Origin of the sequence: Anoxybacteroides tepidamans, from assembly GCF_014201465.1 — a bacterium.
In the GTDB taxonomy this organism is placed as follows: Bacteria; Bacillota; Bacilli; order Bacillales; family Anoxybacillaceae; genus Anoxybacteroides; species Anoxybacteroides tepidamans.
In genome coordinates this window covers 450,600-471,931 of record NZ_JACHEP010000001.1, presented here as the reverse complement: position 1 = coordinate 471,931, position 21,332 = coordinate 450,600, and the positions used below count along the sequence as shown (strand labels likewise).

Below are 21,332 nucleotides of genomic sequence, written 5' to 3'. Positions count from 1 at the left end.
ATGATTAAGGTGAACATGATGAAGTTAAAAGCGATGTATTCGTTTTTGAATGCTGATTTACAATTGGTGGAAAAAGAATTGGAAGCGGCGACCCAGTCGGACTATTCGTTGTTGAGCTCAGCTGCGCTTCATTTATTGCAGGCAGGCGGAAAGCGGATTCGTCCTGTATTTGTGTTGCTTTCTGGAAAATTTGGCGAGTATGATATCCAACGAATAAAACATGTTGCAGTCGCTTTAGAGCTTATCCATATGGCCTCACTCGTGCACGATGATGTCATTGACGATGCGGAAATGCGGCGCGGTCGGGAAACGATCAAAGCGAAATGGGACAACCGCTTTGCGATGTATACGGGAGACTACATTTTCGCCCGCTCGCTTGAATGGATGACACGCCTTAACAACCCGCTCGCTCATCGTATTTTGGCGCGCACGATTGTCGAGGTGTGCCGCGGGGAAATCGAACAAATTAAAGATAAATACCGCTTTGACCAAACGCTCCGCTGCTATTTGCGGCGCATTAAGCGGAAGACGGCGCTTTTGATTGCCGTCAGTTGCCAGCTCGGTGCGATTGCAGCGAACGCTCCGAAAGAAGTGGCGGATCGCCTTTATTTATTTGGCTATTATGTCGGAATGTCGTTTCAAATTACCGATGATATTCTTGATTTTATCGGCACACAAGAGCAGCTCGGCAAGCCGGCCGGAAGCGACTTATTGCAAGGAAACGTGACATTGCCTGTGCTGTTTGCGATGGAAAATGTGCACGCCAAAGAAAAAATTGTCCGCGTTCATCCGCACACATCCGCAGATGAAATGAACGAAATTATTACCCTCATTAAACAAACAGGGGCGATTGAACAATCGTATGCGATGAGCGACCGCTATTTGCAAAAAGCGTTTGCCGTATTAGAAACGCTACCCAAAAATAAAGCGCGCTCGGCGCTGTATGAAGTAGCGAAATATATCGGCAAAAGAAAGTTTTAACCGCTTTCAGACCTATATTGCGAATCATGAAAAACAATGTTACTATTTTGATGGGAATCGTGTTTCCTAGTACATAATTTTGTAGGGGTGGAGTATTGGCGATGGAAAGAACATTTTTAATGGTCAAACCAGATGGGGTTCAACGCAATCTCATCGGCGAGATTGTTGCCCGCTTTGAGAAAAAAGGGTTTCAGCTTATTGGCGCAAAATTAATGCAAGTATCGCGTGAATTAGCGGAACAACATTACGCTGAACATAAAGAGCGTCCGTTTTTCAGCGAGTTAGTTGATTTCATCACATCCGGTCCTGTATTTGCAATGGTATGGGAAGGAGAAAACGTCATTGCGACAGCACGCCAGATGATGGGCAAAACGAATCCGCAAGAAGCAGCGCCTGGCACGATCCGCGGCGACTTTGGCGTAACGGTTGGCAAAAACGTCATTCACGGTTCTGACTCACCAGCAAGCGCAGAGCGTGAGATCAACTTATTCTTCAATGAAGAAGAGCTTGTCAATTATTCGAAGTTGATCCATGAATGGGTGTATTAATACAATAAGCGATTGGCTCTACATGTGAGTCAGTCGCTTTTCTTATAACGGAGATGTAAGAAAAGGGGAAGTTGGAAATGAACGATTATCAACAATTTATTATGAACATCAAAAAGAAGACGGGTATCGATTTAGCGCAATATAAAGAGGCGCAAATGAAACGGCGGATGACGTCGCTCTATGAAAAGCGGGGCTTTAAAAACTTTCAAGAATTTTTTAAAGCAATGGAAACAAACGACGCGCTTTTTCATGAATTTCTCGATCGCATGACGATTAATGTTTCCGAGTTTTACCGAAATGCTAATCGATGGGCAGTGTTGGAAAAGAAAATTTTCCCGAAACTTCTTGAGCGAAACCGCCGTTTAAAATTATGGAGTGCTGCTTGTTCGACAGGAGAAGAGCCGTATACGTTAGTCATGGTTTTGGCGCAATTTATGCCGCTGTCGCAAATTTCTGTGCTCGCGACCGATATTGATGAAAACGCGATTTCCCGCGCGAAAATCGGCGTTTATTCGGAGCGTTCGCTGCAAGAAGTGCCGGAAGATGTGAAAAAAAAGTTTTTTACAAAAGAAGGAATGTATTATAAAATAGATGAAAATATAAAAAAGGCGGTCACGTTTAAAAAACATAATTTGCTGGCCGACCCGTTTGACACAAATTACGACTTAATCGTTTGCCGAAACGTGCTCATTTATTTTACGGAAGAAGCAAAGCAAGTACTTTACCATAAGTTTAACAAAGCGTTGCGCCCTGGCGGCATTCTGTTCGTCGGCAGCACGGAACAAATTTTTAATCCAGCTTCCTATGGATTCGATACGGAAGATACATTTTTTTACCGGAAAATGGAATAGTTCGGAAAGAGTTCATCGAAATGATGAATTCTTTTTTTATAAACACTTTTCATTTTATGAAATTATGATATATTGTTACATAAACGCGTTAAAGAGTTGAAGGGAGAGAAAAGGATGAGGTACTTGACAGCAGGGGAATCGCATGGTCCGCAGCTAACGACGATTTTAGAAGGCGTTCCGGCCGGCTTGACGCTTTTAAAAGAACATATTGATGAAGAGCTGGCGAGAAGGCAAAAAGGATATGGACGCGGCAGAAGAATGCAAATTGAAAAAGATGAAGTAAACATTTTAAGCGGGGTACGCCACGGCCAAACGTTAGGGTCTCCGATTACGCTTGTCGTTGAAAACCGCGATTGGAAACATTGGACAAACATTATGGCGATCGAGCCGACCGAAGAGGAGGATGTGAAGCGGAAAGTGACGCGCCCGCGGCCAGGACATGCCGATTTAAACGGTGCGATTAAATACGGGCATCGCGATATGCGCAATGTGCTGGAGCGCTCTTCCGCTCGCGAAACGACGGTGCGCGTTGCGGCCGGGGCGGTGGCGAAACGCATTTTAGCCGAGCTTGGCATTCAAGTAGCGGGGCACGTGCTTGAAATTGGCGGCGTGCGCGCAACGAATCTTGCCTATGAATCATTAGAACAGTTGCGACATGTTACTGAGCAGTCTCCGGTGCGTTGTTTTGATGAAGAAGCGGCGGTGAAAATGATGGAGGCGATCGACCGCGCGAAAGAAAATGGCGATTCGATCGGCGGCATCGTCGAAGTGATCGTCGAAGGCGTGCCGGCGGGAGTGGGCAGCTATGTTCATTACGACCGGAAGCTCGATGCGAAAATTGCGGCGGCGATTGTCAGCATTAACGCTTTCAAAGGAGTGGAATTTGGCATCGGTTTTGAAGCGGCCCGCCTTCCGGGAAGTAAAGTGCATGATGAAATTATTTGGAGCAAGGAAGAAGGATTCCGTCGCCGTACGAATCGCGCCGGCGGCTTTGAAGGCGGGATGACGACCGGCATGCCGATTGTCGTGCGCGGCGTGATGAAGCCGATTCCGACGCTGTATAAGCCGCTTGCGAGCGTCGATATTGACACGAAAGAGCCGTTTGCCGCGAGCATCGAGCGTTCCGACAGCTGCGCCGTTCCAGCAGCGAGCGTCGTCGCCGAAGCGGTTGTAGCGTGGGAAATTGCCACAGCGATCGTCGACCAATTCGGCCAAGACCGAATGGACTTGATTAAGGAAAATATCGAAAATATGCGCCGATATGCAAAGGAGTTTTAACGATGGAGCGAATGACCATTCAAACCGCGACAAAGCAATATCCGCTTTTTTTAGGGGAAGGAATGATCGAATCGCTGCCGCAGCTGCTCGCAGAGTTAGGTTTTTCAAGCGGCACGAAACTATTGATCGTCACCGATGAAACGATTGAAAAATTGTATTTATCGGAGCTTCTCGTTTCGTTGCGTCGTAGTTATGACGTCTATACGCACATCATTCCGAGCGGGGAAGCTGCCAAGTCGTTTGAGCATTATTATGCGTGCCAAACGGCGGCGCTTGAGTATAGACTTGACCGCCATTCGCTCATCATCGCTTTTGGCGGCGGAGTCGTTGGCGATTTAGCAGGATTTGTGGCGGCAACGTTTATGCGCGGCATCTCCTATATTCAAGTGCCGACGACATTGCTTGCTCACGATAGCGCGGTCGGCGGAAAAGTAGCGATCAATCATCCGCTCGGGAAAAATATGATCGGCGCGTTCCATCAGCCGGAAGCGGTTATTTACGATATTCAATTTTTGCAGTCTCTGCCGGAGCGCGAATTGCGCTCTGGGTTTGCCGAAGTGGTAAAACACGCATTGATCGGCGATCGCGCCTTTTATGAATGGTTGAGAAACAATATTCATAGCTTAGAAGATATAAAAAGGGAAAAATTGCGATATTGCATCCGAAAAGGGATCGAAGTAAAGGCGCGCATCGTATTAGAAGATGAAAAGGAAACTGGGGTCCGCGCTCATTTGAATTTCGGTCATACGCTCGCGCACGCAATTGAAAGCGAACTTGGATATGGTGCAACGACACATGGCGATGCAGTAGCGTTAGGCATGCTATTTGCGGTTTTTGTCAGCGAGCGCGTTTACGGCTTGTCGTTTGCCGGTGAACATTTTACGAAATGGTTTCAATCGTACGGTTTTCCTGTTTTGCTGCCGAAACAGCTCGATCCGAAGCAGTTGCTGCAAAAAATGAAAGGGGATAAAAAAGCGAGAACAGGCAACGTTCGCATGGTGCTTTTGAAAGGCATTGGCAACGTGCAAGTTGAAACGATCGACGATGAGCAGTTGTTATCGTTGCTATATGAATTTTCGCAAAGAGGGGAAGAAAGAGTTCATGATTAGAGGGATTCGAGGAGCGACGACGGTCACGAACAATGATGCAGCAGAAATCGTAAATGCGACGGAGGAACTGCTGTGGGAAATGATTCGTGCCAATGATGTGAAAGCAAGCGATGTGGTATCCGTCTTGATTTCGGTGACGGACGATTTGACCGCTGCGTTTCCTGCACAAGCGCTTCGCCGCATCGAAGGATGGACGTACGTGCCGGTGATGTGCATGCGGGAAATCCCGGTTCCCGGCTCCTTACCGCGCTGCATTCGCGTCATGATGACAGCAGAGACACCGAAAGCGCAAGAAGAGGTAGTTCATATTTATTTGCGAAACGCCGTCCAGCTCCGGCCAGATTTGTCATTGACAAGAAAAAGCGAACTGTAATATTATATAGGTTAAGTGATGAGTTGAGTGAATGAGTATAGGGTAGATGAGAATGAGTGAGTTTAGCTGAGGTGAGCGGAGTATACGCATGGAACAATCTACCCAAAGGCTGTAGCGTCTTTGGGTTTTCCTCTTTTTATGCCTCATAAACCCTCATTCTCCATCCGAACAAACGGAGGAGAGAAGAATGAAAAACTGCACATTGGCTACGTTTTTAGAAGATGCAAATCAGTTTCACACGATTCCGATTGTGCGCCGTTTTTTTGCAGATGCATTAGAGCCGTTGCAACTGTTTGAAAATTTAAAAAGCGAAGCGAGCTTTTTGTTAGAAAGTAAAGATGAGCAATCGCCATGGTCGCGTTATTCGTTTATCGGTCTTTCCCCGTTTTTGATAATTGAAAGCGAAACGGGACAGTCGTTTTCGGTCGTTGATGAATACGGAGCGATAATGGCGTCGGCTTCATCATTGAAAGAGGCGTTTTTATACGTCGAGCAAAAGCTGAAAGTCAAACCGATTAAAACAGACATTCCGTTTGTCGGCGGCGCCGTCGGATTTTTAGGCTATGACTTCATTTCAGCTATTGAAAAAGTTCCCTTTCATTCTTACCGTGATCTGAATATGAAAATTGCCCATTTTGTCGTTTGCCAGTCGTTGATTGCCTTTGATCATCTGAAGCGGGAAGTCGTATTGCTTCATTACGTTCGTTTGCAGGAAGAAGACAACGAGCAAACGAAGCGGCAAAAGTACGAAGAAGCGCTAAAGACGATTGAAGCGCTGATGAAAAAGGCGACAAGTGGAAGCCAGCCGCTCTTGCCGCTGTTTGAAGAGGAACAAATAAAACACGTATCGTTTGAACGTGTGACATCGACATACGATCGAGCTGCTTTTTTGCAAGATGTTGAAACGATCAAACAGTACATCGCAGCGGGCGATATTTTTCAAGCGGTGCTGTCACAGCGGTTTTCCCTTCCGGTTCGCATCACTGGATTTCAATTGTACCGCATGCTTCGGAAAATCAATCCATCGCCATATATGTTTTATTTGCAAACGAGCGACGCCGAAATTGTCGGAAGTTCACCGGAGAAGCTCGTTCAAGTACAAAACCGGCAAATCGAAATTCATCCGATCGCCGGCACGCGCCGGCGCGGGCGGACGGAACAGGAAGACGGCATGCTTGCCGAAGAGCTGTTGAATGACCCGAAAGAGAGGGCAGAGCATTATATGCTCGTCGATTTGGCGCGAAACGATATCGGAAAAGTGGCGAAATACGGCACGGTAAAGACGCCGGTGCTACTAGAAATCGGGAAGTTCTCTCACGTGATGCATCTCATTTCGAAAGTGACGGGAGAGTTGAAAGAGGACGTTCATCCAATTGATGCGCTGCTTTCGGCGTTTCCGGCAGGAACGGTCAGCGGAGCGCCAAAAGTGCGGGCGATGCAAATTTTAAACGAGCTAGAGCCAACGGCAAGAGGGATATATGCCGGCACGGTTGCTTACATCGGGTTTGACGGAAACATTGATTCATGCATCGCCATTCGCACGGCGGTGGTCAAAGACGGATATGCGTATGTGCAGGCGGGCGCAGGGATTGTTGCTGATTCGGTGCCGGAACTGGAGTGGAAAGAAACGCGCAATAAAGCAAGCGCGCTCATTAAAGCGATTGAACTAGCGGAAACGGTATTTGCAAAAGGAGGGAGTTTATATGTTTAAGCAGCTACTAGCGAAATGCATTGAGGGAGAGACGTTGACGGAACAAGAAGCGTATGAGGCGATGGTGGCGATCATGTCAGGGGAAGTTACCGCCAGCCAAATTGCGAGCTTCCTATCAATTTTGCGTCTGCGCGGCGAAACGGTCGATGAATTAACGGGATTAGCCCGCGGTATGCGCAGCCGAATGCTCGCTGTCGATTGCGAGGACGATGTTATCGATACGTGCGGGACAGGGGGCGATGAAAAAGCGACGTTCAACATTTCCACTGCGGCAGCGATTGTGGCGTCTTCGCTCGGTGTGAAAGTCGCCAAGCACGGGAACCGAGCCGTATCGTCGAAAAGTGGCAGCGCCGATGTGTTAGAGGCGCTTCACATTCCGATTCAAGCGACACCGGAAGAAGCGAAAGCGGCGCTGCAAACGAAAGGATTAGCGTTTTTATTTGCGCCGCTATACCATGCGGCGATGAAACATGCGGCTATTCCACGTAAAGAAATCGGCTTCCGCACCGTCTTTAATTTGCTTGGACCGCTTTCCAATCCGGCGCGCTGCAAGCGGCAAGTGATCGGTGTGTACTCGACGCGCTATGCAGAAAAGCTGGCCGAAACGTTAAAACGGCTCGGTTCTTCCCATGTCTTGTTCGTGACGGGGCGAGACGGATTAGATGAATGTAGCATTACGACGGAAACGGACGTCGTCGAATTAAAAGACGGCCAAATTCGCCGGTTCGTCTTAACGCCGGAAGCGTGCGGTTTGCCGCGCGGAACATTAGAAGACATTCAAGTTCATGCGGTGGCGCAAAGCGCTGCGCTGCTTCGTGCCGTGATGGAAGGGGCGGCGAACGAAAGTGCGATCAATATTGTCAGCCTAAATGCCGGAGTTGCTCTTTATGTAGCTGGAAAGGCAGCATCGATTCGTGAAGGAGTCGATATGGCGAAAGAAGCGATTATGACAAAGCGGGCGCTTGTTCAATTACGCCGTTTGCAAACGAAAGAGGTGGAACATTATGCTTGAGCAAATTCTTGCCACAAAACGAAGCGAAATAAAAGCGTTAACGCTGCCGCCGAAGTGCGATGTTCCACGCTTTTCGCTATCAGCGGCGCTAAAAAATCGAACGCGTTCGGTCGGGATCATCGCCGAAGTGAAAAAAGCGTCGCCGTCAAAAGGAATCATTCGCCCTGATTTTCATCCGGTCGATCACGCAAAAGCGTATGAACAGGCGGGGGCGGATGCGATTTCCGTTTTGACCGATGAAGTGTATTTTCAAGGGCATCGGCAATATTTGACGGATATTAAACAAGCGGTCGGCGTTCCGGTTTTGCGCAAAGACTTTATTATTGACCGCCTGCAAATTGAAGAAAGCGTCCGAATTGGCGCTGATGCGATTTTATTAATCGGCGAAGCGCTTTCACCAAAAACGTTATACGAATTATATGAAGAAGCGTATGAAAAAGGGCTAGAATGTTTAGTGGAAGTGCACAGTCGTGAAACGTTAGAAAACATTTTAGCGTTGTTTACGCCGGACATTATCGGGATTAATAACCGCAATTTGCATACGTTTACGACGTCGCTTGACACGACGAAAGAAGTCGTGCCGTTTGTGCCGAAAACGAGCGTGATCGTCAGCGAAAGCGGCATTGCCACTTCCGTCGATTTGCAGACGGTGCACGCGTATGGGGCGCATGCCGTGTTAGTTGGCGAATCGCTTATGAGGCAGGACGATGTCGCTCAAGCAGTGCGCGATTTATATAAGGGGGTCGAAGATTTTGTCCGTCCTTCTTAAATATTGCGGCCATCGTTCGCTTGCTGATTTACAAAAAGGAGCTAGCAGTCAAGCAGACTATCTCGGCCTCATTTTTGCGGAAAGTAAGCGGAAAGTCGAGGCGCAGCAAGTGAAAGAATGGCTTGAAGCGGTGCTGCTTCACGGCAAAAAACTCGTCGGTGTGTTTGTTAACGAAACGACGGAACGTATTTGCGAAGTAACTCGCCTCGTTCCGCTTTCGGTGATTCAATGCCACGGCAATGAGTCGGTCGAGCAAGTGGCGAAAATTAAAGAGGCGACGGGACTTCCCGTCTGGAAGGCGATTCATCATGGTGAAGACGCGCTGACGAAAATGAAACAATACGCGCATGTCGCCGACGGATATGTCGTGGACAGCCGAGTGCGCGGCGCATGGGGCGGAACGGGAGTGTCGTTTGATTGGGCGGCGGTGCCGTTTTATCTCGAAGAAGCAGAGCGGCAATCGGTACCTTGCTTCATCGCAGGAGGAATTACGCCTGAGAATGTTGAACAACTTCTTTCTTACTGTCCGCACGGATTGGATATAAGTAGCGGCATTGAAGAGAATGGCGAAAAAAGCATAGAAAAAATGATCGAAATCGAAAAGAAGGTGACCCGATATGTACAATGTGCCAAATGAAAATGGAAGATTTGGCGAGTTTGGCGGCAAATTTGTCCCAGAAACGTTAATGCTTCCACTTGAAGAGATCGAACGAGCACTTGAACAAGCTCTTGCAGATGAGTCGTTTCGCGCAGAATATGTTTACATTTTAAAAGAGTATTCCGGCCGCCCGACGGCGCTAACGTTCGCCGCAAACATGACGAAACAATTAAACGGAGCCCGCCTTTATTTGAAGCGAGAAGATTTAAACCATACCGGTGCTCATAAAATTAATAACGCCATCGGACAGGCGCTGTTGGCAAAGCGGATGGGGAAGAAAAAATTGATCGCCGAAACGGGTGCGGGACAACACGGAGTGGCAGCTGCGACCGTTGCTGCCCGCTTCGGAATGGAATGCATCGTGTTTATGGGCGAAGAAGATATCAAACGGCAGGAATTGAATGTGTTTCGCATGAAATTATTAGGGGCGGAAGTTGTGCCGGTTTACAGCGGCAATCGGACGTTAAAGGATGCAACGAACGAAGCGATTCGCTATTGGGTGCAACATTGCGACGACCATTTTTACATGATCGGCTCTGTCGTCGGTCCGCATCCGTATCCGAAAATGGTGCGCGAATTTCAGCGCATTATCGGCGATGAAGCAAAAGAGCAGTTTATCAAACGGGAAGGGAAATTGCCAGACGTTGTTGTGGCGTGTGTCGGCGGCGGTAGCAACGCGATCGGTATGTTTTATCCATTTTTAGAAGACGATGTCGAACTTGTCGGGGTTGAAGCGGCCGGAAAAGGTGTTAATACACCGTATCATGCCGCGACGATTACGAAAGGGACAAAAGGCGTCATTCATGGCTCGATGACGTATTTATTGCAAGATGAATACGGTCAAATTATCGAACCGTACTCAATTTCCGCCGGGCTTGATTATCCGGGCGTCGGACCGGAGCACGCGTATTTAGCGAGCATCGGCCGTGTTCGGTATGAAAGTGTGACGGACGAAGAAGCGTTGGAGGCGTTTCAACAGCTTGCCCGAGAAGAAGGAATCATTCCGGCGATCGAATCAGCGCACGCGCTCGCTAAAGCGTTTCAAATCGCTAAGCAGCGTTCTAAAGACGAAACGGTGCTCATTTGTTTATCGGGCCGCGGCGATAAAGATGTGCAAGCGATGATGAACCATCTGAAAGGGGAGAGCGATGTTGCAATTGTCCGCCATTACTAAAACGATGTTTATTCCGTTTCTTGTCGCCGGAGATCCGCATCCTGATATCACCGTGGAACTGGCGCTTGCACTGCAAGAAGCCGGAGCGGATCTATTGGAGCTTGGCGTTCCGTATTCGGATCCGCTCGCAGACGGTCCGATTATTCAGCGCGCGTCTGCCCGGGCGCTACAGCAGCGCATGACGCTTCCGAAAGCAGTGGAGCTAGTGGCAGTCATGCGAAAAAAAGGCATGAAAATTCCTATTATTATCTTTACGTATTACAATCCTGTGTTACAATTAGGAGAAGAATCCTTTTTCGCTTTAGCGAAGAAAAATGGAGTGGACGGCGTCTTAATTCCTGATTTACCATTTGAAGAAAGCGAACCGATTCGTCGGTTGAGCGCGGAAACAGGCTTGCCGCTCATTTCGCTAGTTGCGCCGACATCGAAACAGCGCATTGAAAAAATCGCTTCGTGTGCGCAAGGCTTTTTGTACTGTGTGTCATCGCTCGGTGTGACTGGCATCCGCGATACGTTGCCAGCTGAGATCGACCAGTTTTTAGCAGAAGTGAAGCGGTATAGCCGCGTTCCGGTCGCGGTCGGCTTCGGCATTTCGACAAGCGAACAAGTCAGCATGCTGAAAAACTATTGCGATGGGGTTGTCATCGGCAGCGCGCTCGTGCAAAAAGTGGAAGAGCTTGCCGACCGGCTTTTGCAAGAAGAAACGAAACAAGAAGCGCTCAACGAGTTTCGCCGCTATGCGCAAATGTTAGTTGCACCATTAGGTAAATGAGGCGCCAATTTTCGCAATGGGGTGAGGACATGAAAATTAAAAATCAATTGCAAGGGCTACCCCCTTACCAGCCTGGAAAATCGCTCGAAGAAGTGAAGCGGCAGTACGGCTTGACGAATGTCATTAAGCTTGCGTCGAACGAAAATCCGTATGGCTGTTCACCGGCTGTGAAAAAAGCGATCACAGCCGAACTCGACCGGCTTGCATTATATCCGGACGGATATGCGCGCATACTCCGCGAAAAAGTCGCTCAGCATATTGGAGTAAAAGAAACACAGCTTATTTTCGGAAACGGCTCGGATGAAGTCGTCCAAATTATTTGTCGCGCTTTTTTATCAGCTGGCACAAACACGGTGATGGCGGCGCCGACGTTTCCGCAATATCGCCATAATGCGGTCATTGAAGGGGCGGATATTCGCGAAATTCCGCTCGTGGAAGGTCGCCACGATTTGCCGAAAATGCTCGAAGCGATCGATGAACAGACGCGTATTGTCTGGGTGTGCAATCCAAACAACCCGACGGGAACGTATGTCAATGAAACGGAGTTATCCGAATTTTTGCGAAAAGTTCCAAAGCACGTGCTTGTCGTATTGGACGAAGCGTACTATGAATATGCGACGGCTGATGATTACCCGCAAACGGTTCCGCTGTTATTTGAATATGACAATCTCATGATTTTGCGGACGTTTTCCAAAGCATACGGATTAGCGGGATTGCGCGTTGGTTACGGCATTGCGAGCGAGGCGATCATTCAGCAAATCGAACCGGCGCGCGAACCGTTCAATACGTCAAGCGTTGCCCAAGTAGCGGCAGCGGTAGCACTCAGCGACCAAGCGTTCATCAAGCAATGCGTCGCGAAAAATAAGCAAGGGCTTGCAGCGTTTTATCGTTTTTGCGAAGAAAACGGTTTGCGCTATTATCCTTCCGAAGCGAACTTCATTTTAATTGATTTTGGCATCGAAGGAAATCAAGTATTTCAATATTTGCTGGAGCGGGGAATCATCGTTCGGTCTGGCAATGCGCTCGGATTTCCGACGTCGGTGCGCATTACGGTCGGGACGGAGGAACAAAACGAGCAAGTGTTTGCGGCATTGACGCAGCTATTAAAAGAAAAACAATTCGTCTAAAAAGCTCGCCGCAGACCGCGGCGGGCGCATTTTATAGGAGAAGGTGAAACGGTTGGAAGGAACGGTATTTGTCGTCGGACTTGGGCTCATTGGCGGTTCGATGGCGCTCGCAATAAAAAAAGAGCATCCTGAGTCTGTCGTGCTTGGCTTGGATGTCAATGAAGACGAAATGAAGCTTGCGAAGACGCTTGCGGTCATTGATGACGCTGTTTTTTCGATGGAAGAAGGGATGGCGCAAGCGGACGTCATCATTTTAGCAACGCCGGTCATGCAGACGGAAAAAATTTTAGCGGAAATGCTTACCTACCGCTTGAAGCCGTCTGTTATTGTGACCGATGTCGGCAGCACAAAGCAGCGAATCGTCAACCATGCGAAGCGGCTATTGGAGAAAGGGATTACGTTTATCGGCGGACACCCGATGGCCGGCTCTCATAAAAGCGGGGTAGCGGCAGCAAGGGCGCATTTATTTGAAAATGCGTTTTATATTTTAACACCGACGGAAGAAGTGTCGGAAAGCGAAGTCGAGCGATTGAAACAATGGCTGAAAGGGACGAAAGCGCATTTTGTCACGCTTTCGCCAAAAGAACATGATCGGATTACCGGGGTCATTAGCCATTTTCCACATATTATCGCCGCGGGCCTCGTTCATCAGGCACAGCAATACGAGCAGAAAGACGAGCTTGTCAGCCGGCTTGCCGCGGGTGGGTTTCGCGATATTACGCGCATCGCGTCAAGCAATCCGGAAATGTGGCGCGATATTTTCATACATAATAAAGATGAGCTTCTTTCGCTATTTGACCGGTGGATTTTAGAAATGAAAAAAATCCGCTCGTTTGTTGAGCAAGAAGAAAGCGAAGCGATTTACCGCTATTTTTTAGAAGCAAAACAATTTCGCGACGGGCTGCCGGTACGGACGAAAGGAGCGATTCCGTCGTTTTACGATTTATATGTCGATGTGCCGGATTATCCGGGGGTTATTTCCGAAATTACAGGCTATTTAGCGCAAGAGCGCATCAGCATTACGAACATTCGTATTATTGAAACGCGCGAAGAAATTTACGGCGTATTGCGCTTAAGTTTCCAAAGCGAAGAAGACCGCCAAAGAGCGAAAGAATGCATTAGGAAGCATACGAATTACGAAACATATGAAGGATAAGGAGGAGCCATATGCAGCCGTTACAAACGAACGTTTCGTCGCTGCGAGGAACGATTCACGTTCCCGGCGATAAATCGATTTCCCATCGGGCGGTTATGCTTGGGGCGATTGCGGAAGGGACGACGACGATTGCGAACTTTTTGCCGGGGGAAGATTGTTTAAGCACGATTGATTGCTTTCGCAAAATGGGAGTAGCTATTACGCAAAACGGCACAGACGTCGTCGTCGAAGGAAAAGGAATCGACGGGCTACAAGAGCCGACCGACATTTTAAACGTCGGCAACTCTGGGACAACGACGAGATTGTTGCTCGGCATTTTAGCGGGATGTCCGTTTCATGCATGCTTAATTGGCGATGCGTCGATTGCGAAACGGCCGATGGCGCGGGTGACAAAGCCGTTAACGATGATGGGAGCGCATATTGATGGACGAGCTGGCGGCAACTTTACGCCGCTTGCGATTCGCGGCGGCAATTTGCGCTCGATTCAATACGAATCAAAAGTTGCCAGCGCGCAAGTGAAATCAGCGATTTTATTGGCAGGGCTGCAAGCAGAAGGGACAACAACGGTGACCGAACCGGCAAAATCGCGCGACCATACGGAACGGATGGTACGTTTATTTGGCGGCGAAGTGGTTGTCGACGGATTGACCGTGTCGGTAAGCGGCAAACAAAAGCTAAAAGGAACAGATGTGTACGTCCCTGGCGATATTTCGTCCGCTGCCTTTTTCTTAGTTGCTGGTGCGATTGTACCAAATAGCGAAATCGTCTTAAAAAACGTTGGGCTAAATCCAACGAGAACGGGCATTATTGACGTGCTCGAGCAAATGGGAGCGGAGCTTTCGATTGAAAACGTCCGCAACGAAGAAACAGAACCGATTGGCGACTTAACGATTCGTACGTCGAACTTGAAAGCAACGGAAATCGGTGGAGCCCTTATTCCGCGCTTAATCGACGAAATTCCGATCATTGCGCTATTGGCGACCCAAGCGGAAGGGACGACGGTCATTAAAGATGCGAGCGAACTGAAAGTGAAAGAAACGAACCGCATCGATACGGTCGTATCCGAATTAAGAAAGCTTGGCGCTGATATTGAGGCGACGGATGACGGCATGATTATCCGCGGCAAAACGACGCTAACAGCAACTAACATAACGGTCGATAGCCACGGCGACCACCGCATCGGCATGATGCTGGCGATCGCTGCTTGCATCACCGAAGGAACGATGTCGCTTCATCGCTCGGAAGCGATCGCCGTATCGTACCCGACATTTTTTGACCATTTACAATTACTGCTTTCAAGCTAATGAAGAGGTCGTTTTGGCCTCTTTTTTTCAAAAAAACGTTCATACTCCCCTCCATTCCCTCATAGCTTGTCTTAAAGGGGGAATGGAAACGTGCCATATATTATCGATGAAGCGCATGTTGTGAAAAACGGGAAACTCGAGCGTTGTTCGTTCGTTGTTGACGGAAATCGCATCGATTACATCAGCGAGAAAATGAATTCGTCTCGATGGATGCGCATGCCGGTCGGTGAATTTTTATTGACACCTGGGCATGTCATGCTCGACTTTTCTTTCGACGAGCCTCGCACTTTTTTGGAATTTAAACAATATATGCAGCAACATTTTCTTACAAAAGGATGTACCGCATTGCTTGCAGTGTGCAGTGTGTTGTACGAAAAGCAGCTGTCAAAAGCGTTGCAGCAATTGCGCAAATATTTGCTTAACAGTCCCATTGATTATTTCATCGGCGTGAAAATACCTCTCCGTACCCTTACTCCGTCGTTTGTCAGAGCGTGTAAACGGCTCAAAATTCCCGTTATTTTTCTCGAACTGCACGGAAATGAACCGTTGGAAGACGTGGCGTGGAGCTGGATGTATGAAACGTTTGCTTCATATCCGCTTCCGCTCGTTCCATATTGGATGGAAAAACCGTCTAAGCGAATGGAAGAGCGTTGGAGAAACGTCTTGTCCGCTCATCGTATTCCGTTTATACCGGTTTCGTTGAAAGAGCGCACGCCGCTATCGTTAGATGTATTAAAAAAAATCGGCATTTACCCGCAAAAAGGAGATGTTCGCATTGGCGGCGAAGTAGATTATAACTTGTATGCGCGTCCATTGTTGAGCGGCTTAGTTGCCGAAACGGTTATTGTCGATTATGATAAACATGTTCCGATGATTACCGTTCATAATGGAAGAGTGGTCAAAGCAAACGATCAATTGTTTTTCTATCCCGGTTTTGGCAAAGAGCGGACGATTTATGCGCCGGGAATGTTTTCCACATATTTTGCATAAGGAAGTGTGAAAGATGAGTCGAATCGAACAAATCGTTCAGCTTGTCGAAAACGGCGACGTCGAACGTGCGCTTGCTCTCATTCCAAAAGTGAAAGCGGAAGCGAGCGATGAAGAAAAATATATGCTGGCTGACCAGTTGTTTTCATGGGGAATGCTTGATGAAGCGTGCGCGATTGTCGAAGAGCTTTCGCTTCGCTACCCTGATGAAGGTGACGTATTGTTATTTTTAGCAGAAATTTATATTGAACTAGATGAAGAAGAAAAAGCGCTGGAAATTTTAACGGACATTCACGAAGAAGACCCACTTTTTCCGCGGGCATGCCTGCTCGCAGCGGATCTTTACCAAATGCAAGGGCTCGATGAAGTAAGCGAGCAAAAGTTGTTAAAAGCGCACGAAAAGCTGCCGAATGAGCCGATCGTTCAATTTGCACTCGCTGAACTTTATTTTGCGAACGGACAGTACGCGAAAAGCATTTCGTTTTATGAAAAAGTGCTCGAACACGAAACGACGGTTGCCGGCACGTTTATCCCGGAGCGATTGGCTGAAGCGCTTAGTTTGTTAGGGGAGTTCGAACAAGCGCTTCCGTATTATGAGCAAACGGTGCAAAAGAAAATCGACAGCCACACGTTGTTCGGCTACGGCTTTACCGCGTTTCAGGCGGAATATTATCAAACGGCAATTGAAAAGCTCACGCAGCTAAAAGAGTTAGATCGCGATTATATACCGCTTTATTTGTATTTAGCGAAAGCGTACGAACATGAAGGCGATACGAAAAAAAGCTATGACATTGCGAAAGAAGGTTTGCTTGTCGACGAATGGAACAAAGAGTTATTGCTATACGCTGGAAAAATTGCGTTAAAACTCGGCGAGCAAGAGGAAGCGGAAACGTATTTGCGAAAGGCGGTCGATATCGACTCAGGCTATGTCGAAGCACTTTTAGCGTTAGCGGGGGTGCTTATGCATAACGAGCAATATGACGAAGTCGTTGATTGCCTTGAATATGCGATGAAACAAGGGGAATATGATCCGCAATTTGAATGGTATCTTGCCCGTGCGAAACATAAGCTCGAGATGTATTCCGATGCATTAAATCATTACCAAGAGGCATATACTTTCTTTAACAATGACGTTGATTTTCTTGAAGAATATGGATATTTTCTCATTGAAGAAGGAGATCGCGAACGTGCGAAGGCGATGTTTCAAGAGCTCGTGCGCCTTGATCCTGCTCATACAGAGGCTGCGCAAATACTGCTGCAATTAGAAGAAGAGTAAGGGACTTGCGGTGAACATCACCTCTTTCTTGGAAAACGATAAAGGGGAGAGAGAATGATGACAGTATCGGTGAATGAAAAAAAAGAGTTTATTCGCTGGTTTTTAAGCCATTACCAATTAAAAAGACGCGAGTGCGTGTGGATTTTAAACTATTTAATGAGCCACGATCAATTAATGCAAAAAGTTCATTTCGTTGAAAACGCGCAATATTGTCCGCGCGGGATGGTGATGTCGACCCATTGCGTCGATGACGTACCGTTCCGATTTTATAAAGAAAGTGTGATGACAACGGATGCGGAAAAGTCGTTTCACGATATTCGCCTCAACCGCGACGAAGATATTTACATTCAACTCAACTTCCGAGCTTCTTTTCATTCACCACAATATGTTGCCGTGTTAGAGGAAAATCCGTACGCCCCGAAACATTTGCAAGTAAACGAAAAAGACAAAATATTGGCGGAACAGTTTTTAGAAAAATCGCTACACGATTTTCAAAAAGAGCGGCTGATGAAACTTATTGATGAGGCGTTAGACCGTCAAGACGAACAAGAATTTAAGCGGCTGACCGAACAATTAAGGCGGCTGTAAACCTTGCGGAAAGCAAGGTTTTTCTTTTTTACGCAAGTGTGGTATGTTGATAAAGAAATATCGAAAAAGAGAGGAGAATAAATCGTGAAATGGACGGTATACGACGTTGAAATGTATGAAAAAGAAAAGCAATATATTGACACAGTTGTTATTCCTCTAATGCCGCTTACGCTATCAAGCGGGGCGAAAGCAGCGGTTTCCGGTGGAGAGTTCGTTCAATTGTTGACAAACGAAATCGAACGGCAGTTAAAAGGGCGCCTTTTTTTACTTCCGCCGTTTACATACTTTGTGACAGAACCGATTAGTGAATGCACAAAACGATTGAACGATTGGACGAACGAGCTAAAAGAAAGCGGGATGGATCATGTTTTTTATGTGACGAGCGACCGCCAATGGAAAGAAATCGAGCAACAGCTTTCTGGAACGCTTTTTTCGTTTCCAGCTGTTCCGTTTGAACATATGGACGAGGCTTACAAGCGTCAAATTGTTCAAGAACAAACGACCAAGCTATTAAACGCTTTCATCTCACAATGGACGTAGCGAATATCGTTTGGATGTTAGCGTTTTCATTGACGACTATATTGACCTTGTCCTCATCTTGAGCTATCATTAGAATGTCCTAGTTTTATATGTGTTATACGATTGCGTCCGGATGGACTTAACTTTGTTATAGAGGGGGGAAAATGATGAGCGAAAACAAACACCGTGTATCGAGACGTCAATTTTTAAACTACACGTTAACGGGTGTAGGCGGATTTATGGCCGCAGGAATTCTCATGCCGATGGTTCGTTTTGCGTTAGACCCAATCTTAAAAGAAGAAGCAGGGACAGAAATGGTGCCGGTTGCGCAAGTGAAGGACCTCACGACAGAGCCGCAACGCTTCGACTTTAAAGTGAAAGTCAAAGACGCTTGGTATGAGTCAGAAGAGCCAAAATCGGCATGGGTGTACAAAGATGAGAAAGGCGAGGTTATCGCATTATCGCCAATCTGTACACATCTCGGCTGTACCGTCAACTGGAATGGCGATAAAGCGCACCCAAACCAGTTTTTCTGTCCATGCCATTTCGGCCGCTACACAAAAGATGGCACAAACATTCCGGGAACGCCGCCACCTGCTCCATTGCATCGTTACGAGTACAAAGTAAAAGATGGAAAGTTATATTTAGGTAAAGCGAAACCACGAGGGGAGGTGTAATACGTGTTAAATAAGATTTATGACTGGGTGGACGAACGTCTAGATATTACGCCTTTGTGGCGAGATATCGCTGACCATGAAGTTCCGGAACATGTGAACCCGGCGCACCATTTTTCTGCGTTCGTTTATTGTTTTGGTGGATTAACGTTCTTTGTCACCGTCATTCAAATTTTGTCTGGAATGTTTTTAACGATGTACTACGTTCCGGATATAAAAAATGCTTGGGAATCGGTATATTACTTACAAAACGAAGTCGCTTTCGGTCAAATTGTGCGCGGTATGCACCACTGGGGAGCAAGTCTTGTCATTGTCATGATGTTTTTACATACGTTACGCGTCTTTTTTCAAGGGGCATACAAAAAACCGCGTGAATTAAACTGGATCGTCGGTGTATTAATTTTCATGGTCATGATGGGACTTGGATTTACAGGGTATTTATTGCCTTGGGATATGAAAGCGCTATTCGCGACAAAAGTAGGTTTGCAAATTGCAGAAGCAACTCCTGTCATTGGTACAGCGGTGAAAACTTTGTTAGCGGGTCACCAAGAAATCGTCGGTGCCCAAACGTTAACGCGCTTCTTTGCGATTCACGTCTTCTTCTTGCCAGGTGCATTGCTTGGCTTAATGGCAGCGCACTTTTTAATGATTCGCAAACAAGGTATTTCTGGTCCACTGTAAAATGTACGGATCGTTGTTTGTTTAGTCTATGAGACAAAGGAGGGAAACGTGATATGCATCGCGGAAAAGGGATGAAATTCGTCGGCGATTCCCGCGTTTCTGCTGTGAGAAAGCCGAATATCCCGAAGGATTATTCGGAATATCCAGGGAAAACAGAAGCGTTTTGGCCGAACTTCTTGCTGAAGGAATGGATGGTTGGTTCCGTCTTTTTAGTCGGTTTCCTGTCTTTAACTGTTGCGCATCCATCTCCGTTAGAGCGTGTTGCTGATCCAACAGATACGTCGTATATTCCGCTTCCAGACTGGTATTTCTTATTTTTATACCAATTGCTGAAATATTCGTACGCTTCTGGTCCTTATACGGTGATCGGGGCGATCGTCATGCCGGGGCTAGCGTTCGGAGCGTTACTGCTTGCACCGTTTTTAGATCGCGGGCCGGAGCGCCGTCCAACGAAGCGTCCGGTGGCAGTTGGCATGATGCTATTGACGCTTGCGGCGATGATTTTCTTAACTTGGGAATCGGTTGTGACACACGACTGGAAAAAAGCAGCTGAGCAAGGAAAAATTCGCGCTCAAGTCGAAATTGACAAAAATGCGGAAGGCTATAAAATTGCGCAAGCAAATACATGTATTACGTGTCATGGCGAAAACTTATCGGGCGGACCGGCTGCACCGTCCCTTGTCGGCACAGGTTTAAGTGCGGAAGAAATAGCGAAGATCGCGAAAGAAGGTAAAGGCAACATGCCACCAGGCGTTTTCAAAGGTACAGACGAAGAGTTGAAAAAGCTTTCCGAATTTATCGCTGGATTAAATGCGAAATAAGCAACGCAACAGGAAAAAGCTGGCTACTGTTAGTCAGCTTTTTTCTTTACAGAACACGAGTGTTTATTTTACTAAAAAACATAGAATCATATGGCTGAACACAAGCTTTTCTGCCTTTTCCCTCGAACAAGAACGCCGGCGGGCAAATATAATTTTCCCGCAAAGCGTTCATCGTTCGAGGAGGGCACGCGTACAGCATGCCCAGTCGGCAAACAGTTCGTTTGCTGACAACGGCAGAAAAGCTAGGAAAAGAGTGATGTCAACTTGTTTTTATTGGTTAATCAACACGCTTGTTTACAGAATATAGAAAGTAGGTGCCATATGAAGTGGATATTTTCTTTGCTTGCTCACCGTTCCGTCCTTTGGATGTTGCTTGTTGCGAACATCGCTGGTACGATTTACGGATACATATGGTACGGTCAGCAACTTGCAGAAACGCCAGCTAAATTTTTATTGTTTGTACCTGACAGTCCAACGGCTAGTTTATTTTTTGTATTTGTTTTGATCGCCTTTTTATTGAACAGAAATTGGCCGCTACTGGAAGCATTGGCGGTGGTCACATTGTTTAAATACGGAATTTGGGCCGTTGTAATGAACTTATTAGTTTGGAAAGTAACAGGCACGCTTGACTGGGTGGGATGGATGTTAATTCTCTCTCATAGCGCCATGGCGATTGAAGGGTTGCTATATACCCCGTTTTATCGCATGAAAGGCTGGCATTTAGCGCTTGCGGCTGTTTGGACGTTGCATAACGATGTCATTGATTACGTATTTCGCATGATGCCGCGCTACAGCATGCTCGACCAATACGTTCCGCAAATCGGCTATTTTACGTTTTGGCTAAGCATCGCTTCCATCATGATTGCTTATGTTTTGTGCGTCAAAGCAAACCGGCTGCAAATTCCGTTGAAATGATGGTCTAACCTTGTCCATCTCCTCATACATTGGTAGTAGTTAGTGGAG

General features: G+C 47.2%; 23 protein-coding genes. All 23 read left to right on the top strand.

The window, feature by feature from the left end; genetic code table 11:
* Positions 1-18 precede the first annotated feature (18 nt).
* Entirely contained in the window at positions 19-981 is a 963-nt protein-coding gene (gene hepT, locus HNQ34_RS02385) for a heptaprenyl diphosphate synthase component II (RefSeq protein ID WP_183251126.1), read from the top strand.
* A 101-nt stretch (positions 982-1,082) separates the two neighbouring features.
* Positions 1,083-1,529 (top strand): nucleoside-diphosphate kinase, encoded by a 447-nt coding sequence (ndk, locus tag HNQ34_RS02380; protein ID WP_183251125.1) that lies wholly within the window; start codon positions 1,083-1,085, stop codon positions 1,527-1,529.
* A 77-nt stretch (positions 1,530-1,606) separates the two neighbouring features.
* Positions 1,607-2,380 carry a CheR family methyltransferase gene (locus HNQ34_RS02375; protein WP_183251124.1) on the top strand — a complete coding sequence of 258 codons (774 nt, stop codon included), beginning with the start codon at positions 1,607-1,609 and terminating at the stop codon, positions 2,378-2,380.
* 114 nt (positions 2,381-2,494) lie between these two features.
* Complete coding sequence (aroC, locus tag HNQ34_RS02370) at positions 2,495-3,658, top strand: chorismate synthase (RefSeq protein ID WP_183251123.1); 1,164 nt, start codon at positions 2,495-2,497, stop codon at positions 3,656-3,658.
* A gap of 2 nt (positions 3,659-3,660) precedes the next feature.
* Positions 3,661-4,767, top strand: a complete 1,107-nt coding sequence (gene aroB / locus HNQ34_RS02365) for a 3-dehydroquinate synthase (RefSeq protein WP_183251122.1) — start codon at positions 3,661-3,663, stop codon at positions 4,765-4,767.
* The gene (gene aroH / locus HNQ34_RS02360; protein ID WP_183251121.1) at positions 4,760-5,140 is read left to right on the top strand and encodes a chorismate mutase; all 381 of its coding nucleotides are present in this window, start codon (positions 4,760-4,762) and stop codon (positions 5,138-5,140) included. Before aroB ends, aroH begins: the two co-directional genes overlap by 8 nt.
* 187 nt (positions 5,141-5,327) lie before the next feature.
* The gene (trpE, locus tag HNQ34_RS02355; protein WP_183251120.1) at positions 5,328-6,851 is read left to right on the top strand and encodes an anthranilate synthase component I; all 1,524 of its coding nucleotides are present in this window, start codon (positions 5,328-5,330) and stop codon (positions 6,849-6,851) included.
* Positions 6,844-7,863, top strand: a complete 1,020-nt coding sequence (gene trpD / locus HNQ34_RS02350) for an anthranilate phosphoribosyltransferase (RefSeq protein ID WP_183251119.1) — start codon at positions 6,844-6,846, stop codon at positions 7,861-7,863. The genes trpE and trpD overlap by 8 nt, the downstream gene beginning before the upstream one ends.
* Entirely contained in the window at positions 7,856-8,632 is a 777-nt protein-coding gene (trpC, locus tag HNQ34_RS02345) for an indole-3-glycerol phosphate synthase TrpC (protein WP_183251118.1), read from the top strand. Before trpD ends, trpC begins: the two co-directional genes overlap by 8 nt.
* On the top strand, positions 8,571-9,269 hold the full coding sequence (locus tag HNQ34_RS02340; RefSeq protein ID WP_183251117.1) for a phosphoribosylanthranilate isomerase: 699 nt from the start codon (positions 8,571-8,573) through the stop codon (positions 9,267-9,269). Before trpC ends, HNQ34_RS02340 begins: the two co-directional genes overlap by 62 nt.
* Positions 9,250-10,464, top strand: coding sequence for a tryptophan synthase subunit beta (gene trpB / locus HNQ34_RS02335; RefSeq protein ID WP_183251116.1), 1,215 nt, complete (start codon positions 9,250-9,252; stop codon positions 10,462-10,464). The genes HNQ34_RS02340 and trpB overlap by 20 nt, the downstream gene beginning before the upstream one ends.
* Positions 10,439-11,236 (top strand): tryptophan synthase subunit alpha, encoded by a 798-nt coding sequence (gene trpA, locus HNQ34_RS02330; protein WP_183251115.1) that lies wholly within the window; start codon positions 10,439-10,441, stop codon positions 11,234-11,236. The genes trpB and trpA overlap by 26 nt, the downstream gene beginning before the upstream one ends.
* A gap of 29 nt (positions 11,237-11,265) precedes the next feature.
* Complete coding sequence (gene hisC, locus HNQ34_RS02325) at positions 11,266-12,363, top strand: histidinol-phosphate transaminase (RefSeq protein ID WP_183251114.1); 1,098 nt, start codon at positions 11,266-11,268, stop codon at positions 12,361-12,363.
* A gap of 52 nt (positions 12,364-12,415) precedes the next feature.
* Positions 12,416-13,519, top strand: a complete 1,104-nt coding sequence (locus HNQ34_RS02320; RefSeq protein WP_183251331.1) for a prephenate dehydrogenase — start codon at positions 12,416-12,418, stop codon at positions 13,517-13,519.
* Between the two features lie 11 nt (positions 13,520-13,530).
* Positions 13,531-14,823: a 3-phosphoshikimate 1-carboxyvinyltransferase gene (gene aroA, locus HNQ34_RS02315; RefSeq protein ID WP_183251113.1), complete on the top strand. Its 1,293-nt coding sequence runs from the start codon at positions 13,531-13,533 to the stop codon at positions 14,821-14,823.
* A 90-nt stretch (positions 14,824-14,913) separates the two neighbouring features.
* Positions 14,914-15,813, top strand: coding sequence for a hypothetical protein (locus HNQ34_RS02310; protein WP_183251112.1), 900 nt, complete (start codon positions 14,914-14,916; stop codon positions 15,811-15,813).
* 13 nt (positions 15,814-15,826) lie between these two features.
* The gene (locus HNQ34_RS02305; protein WP_183251111.1) at positions 15,827-17,086 is read left to right on the top strand and encodes a tetratricopeptide repeat protein; all 1,260 of its coding nucleotides are present in this window, start codon (positions 15,827-15,829) and stop codon (positions 17,084-17,086) included.
* Positions 17,087-17,140: 54 nt separating this feature from the next.
* On the top strand, positions 17,141-17,674 hold the full coding sequence (locus HNQ34_RS02300) for a ReoY family proteolytic degradation factor (protein ID WP_183251110.1): 534 nt from the start codon (positions 17,141-17,143) through the stop codon (positions 17,672-17,674).
* 84 nt (positions 17,675-17,758) lie between these two features.
* Positions 17,759-18,214 carry a YpiF family protein gene (locus HNQ34_RS02295; RefSeq protein WP_183251109.1) on the top strand — a complete coding sequence of 152 codons (456 nt, stop codon included), beginning with the start codon at positions 17,759-17,761 and terminating at the stop codon, positions 18,212-18,214.
* 146 nt (positions 18,215-18,360) lie between these two features.
* Positions 18,361-18,870, top strand: a complete 510-nt coding sequence (locus HNQ34_RS02290; RefSeq protein WP_183251108.1) for a QcrA and Rieske domain-containing protein — start codon at positions 18,361-18,363, stop codon at positions 18,868-18,870.
* 3 nt (positions 18,871-18,873) lie between these two features.
* A complete protein-coding gene (gene qcrB / locus HNQ34_RS02285; protein WP_183251107.1) occupies positions 18,874-19,548 on the top strand; it encodes a menaquinol-cytochrome c reductase cytochrome b subunit in 675 nt (224 codons plus the stop codon).
* Positions 19,549-19,601: 53 nt separating this feature from the next.
* Complete coding sequence (locus HNQ34_RS02280) at positions 19,602-20,369, top strand: menaquinol-cytochrome c reductase cytochrome b/c subunit (RefSeq protein ID WP_183251106.1); 768 nt, start codon at positions 19,602-19,604, stop codon at positions 20,367-20,369.
* Between the two features lie 321 nt (positions 20,370-20,690).
* Positions 20,691-21,284: a lipoprotein heptaprenylglyceryl N-acetyltransferase LhaT gene (lhaT, locus tag HNQ34_RS02275; RefSeq protein ID WP_183251105.1), complete on the top strand. Its 594-nt coding sequence runs from the start codon at positions 20,691-20,693 to the stop codon at positions 21,282-21,284.
* The last annotated feature ends 48 nt before the right edge of the window (positions 21,285-21,332 follow it).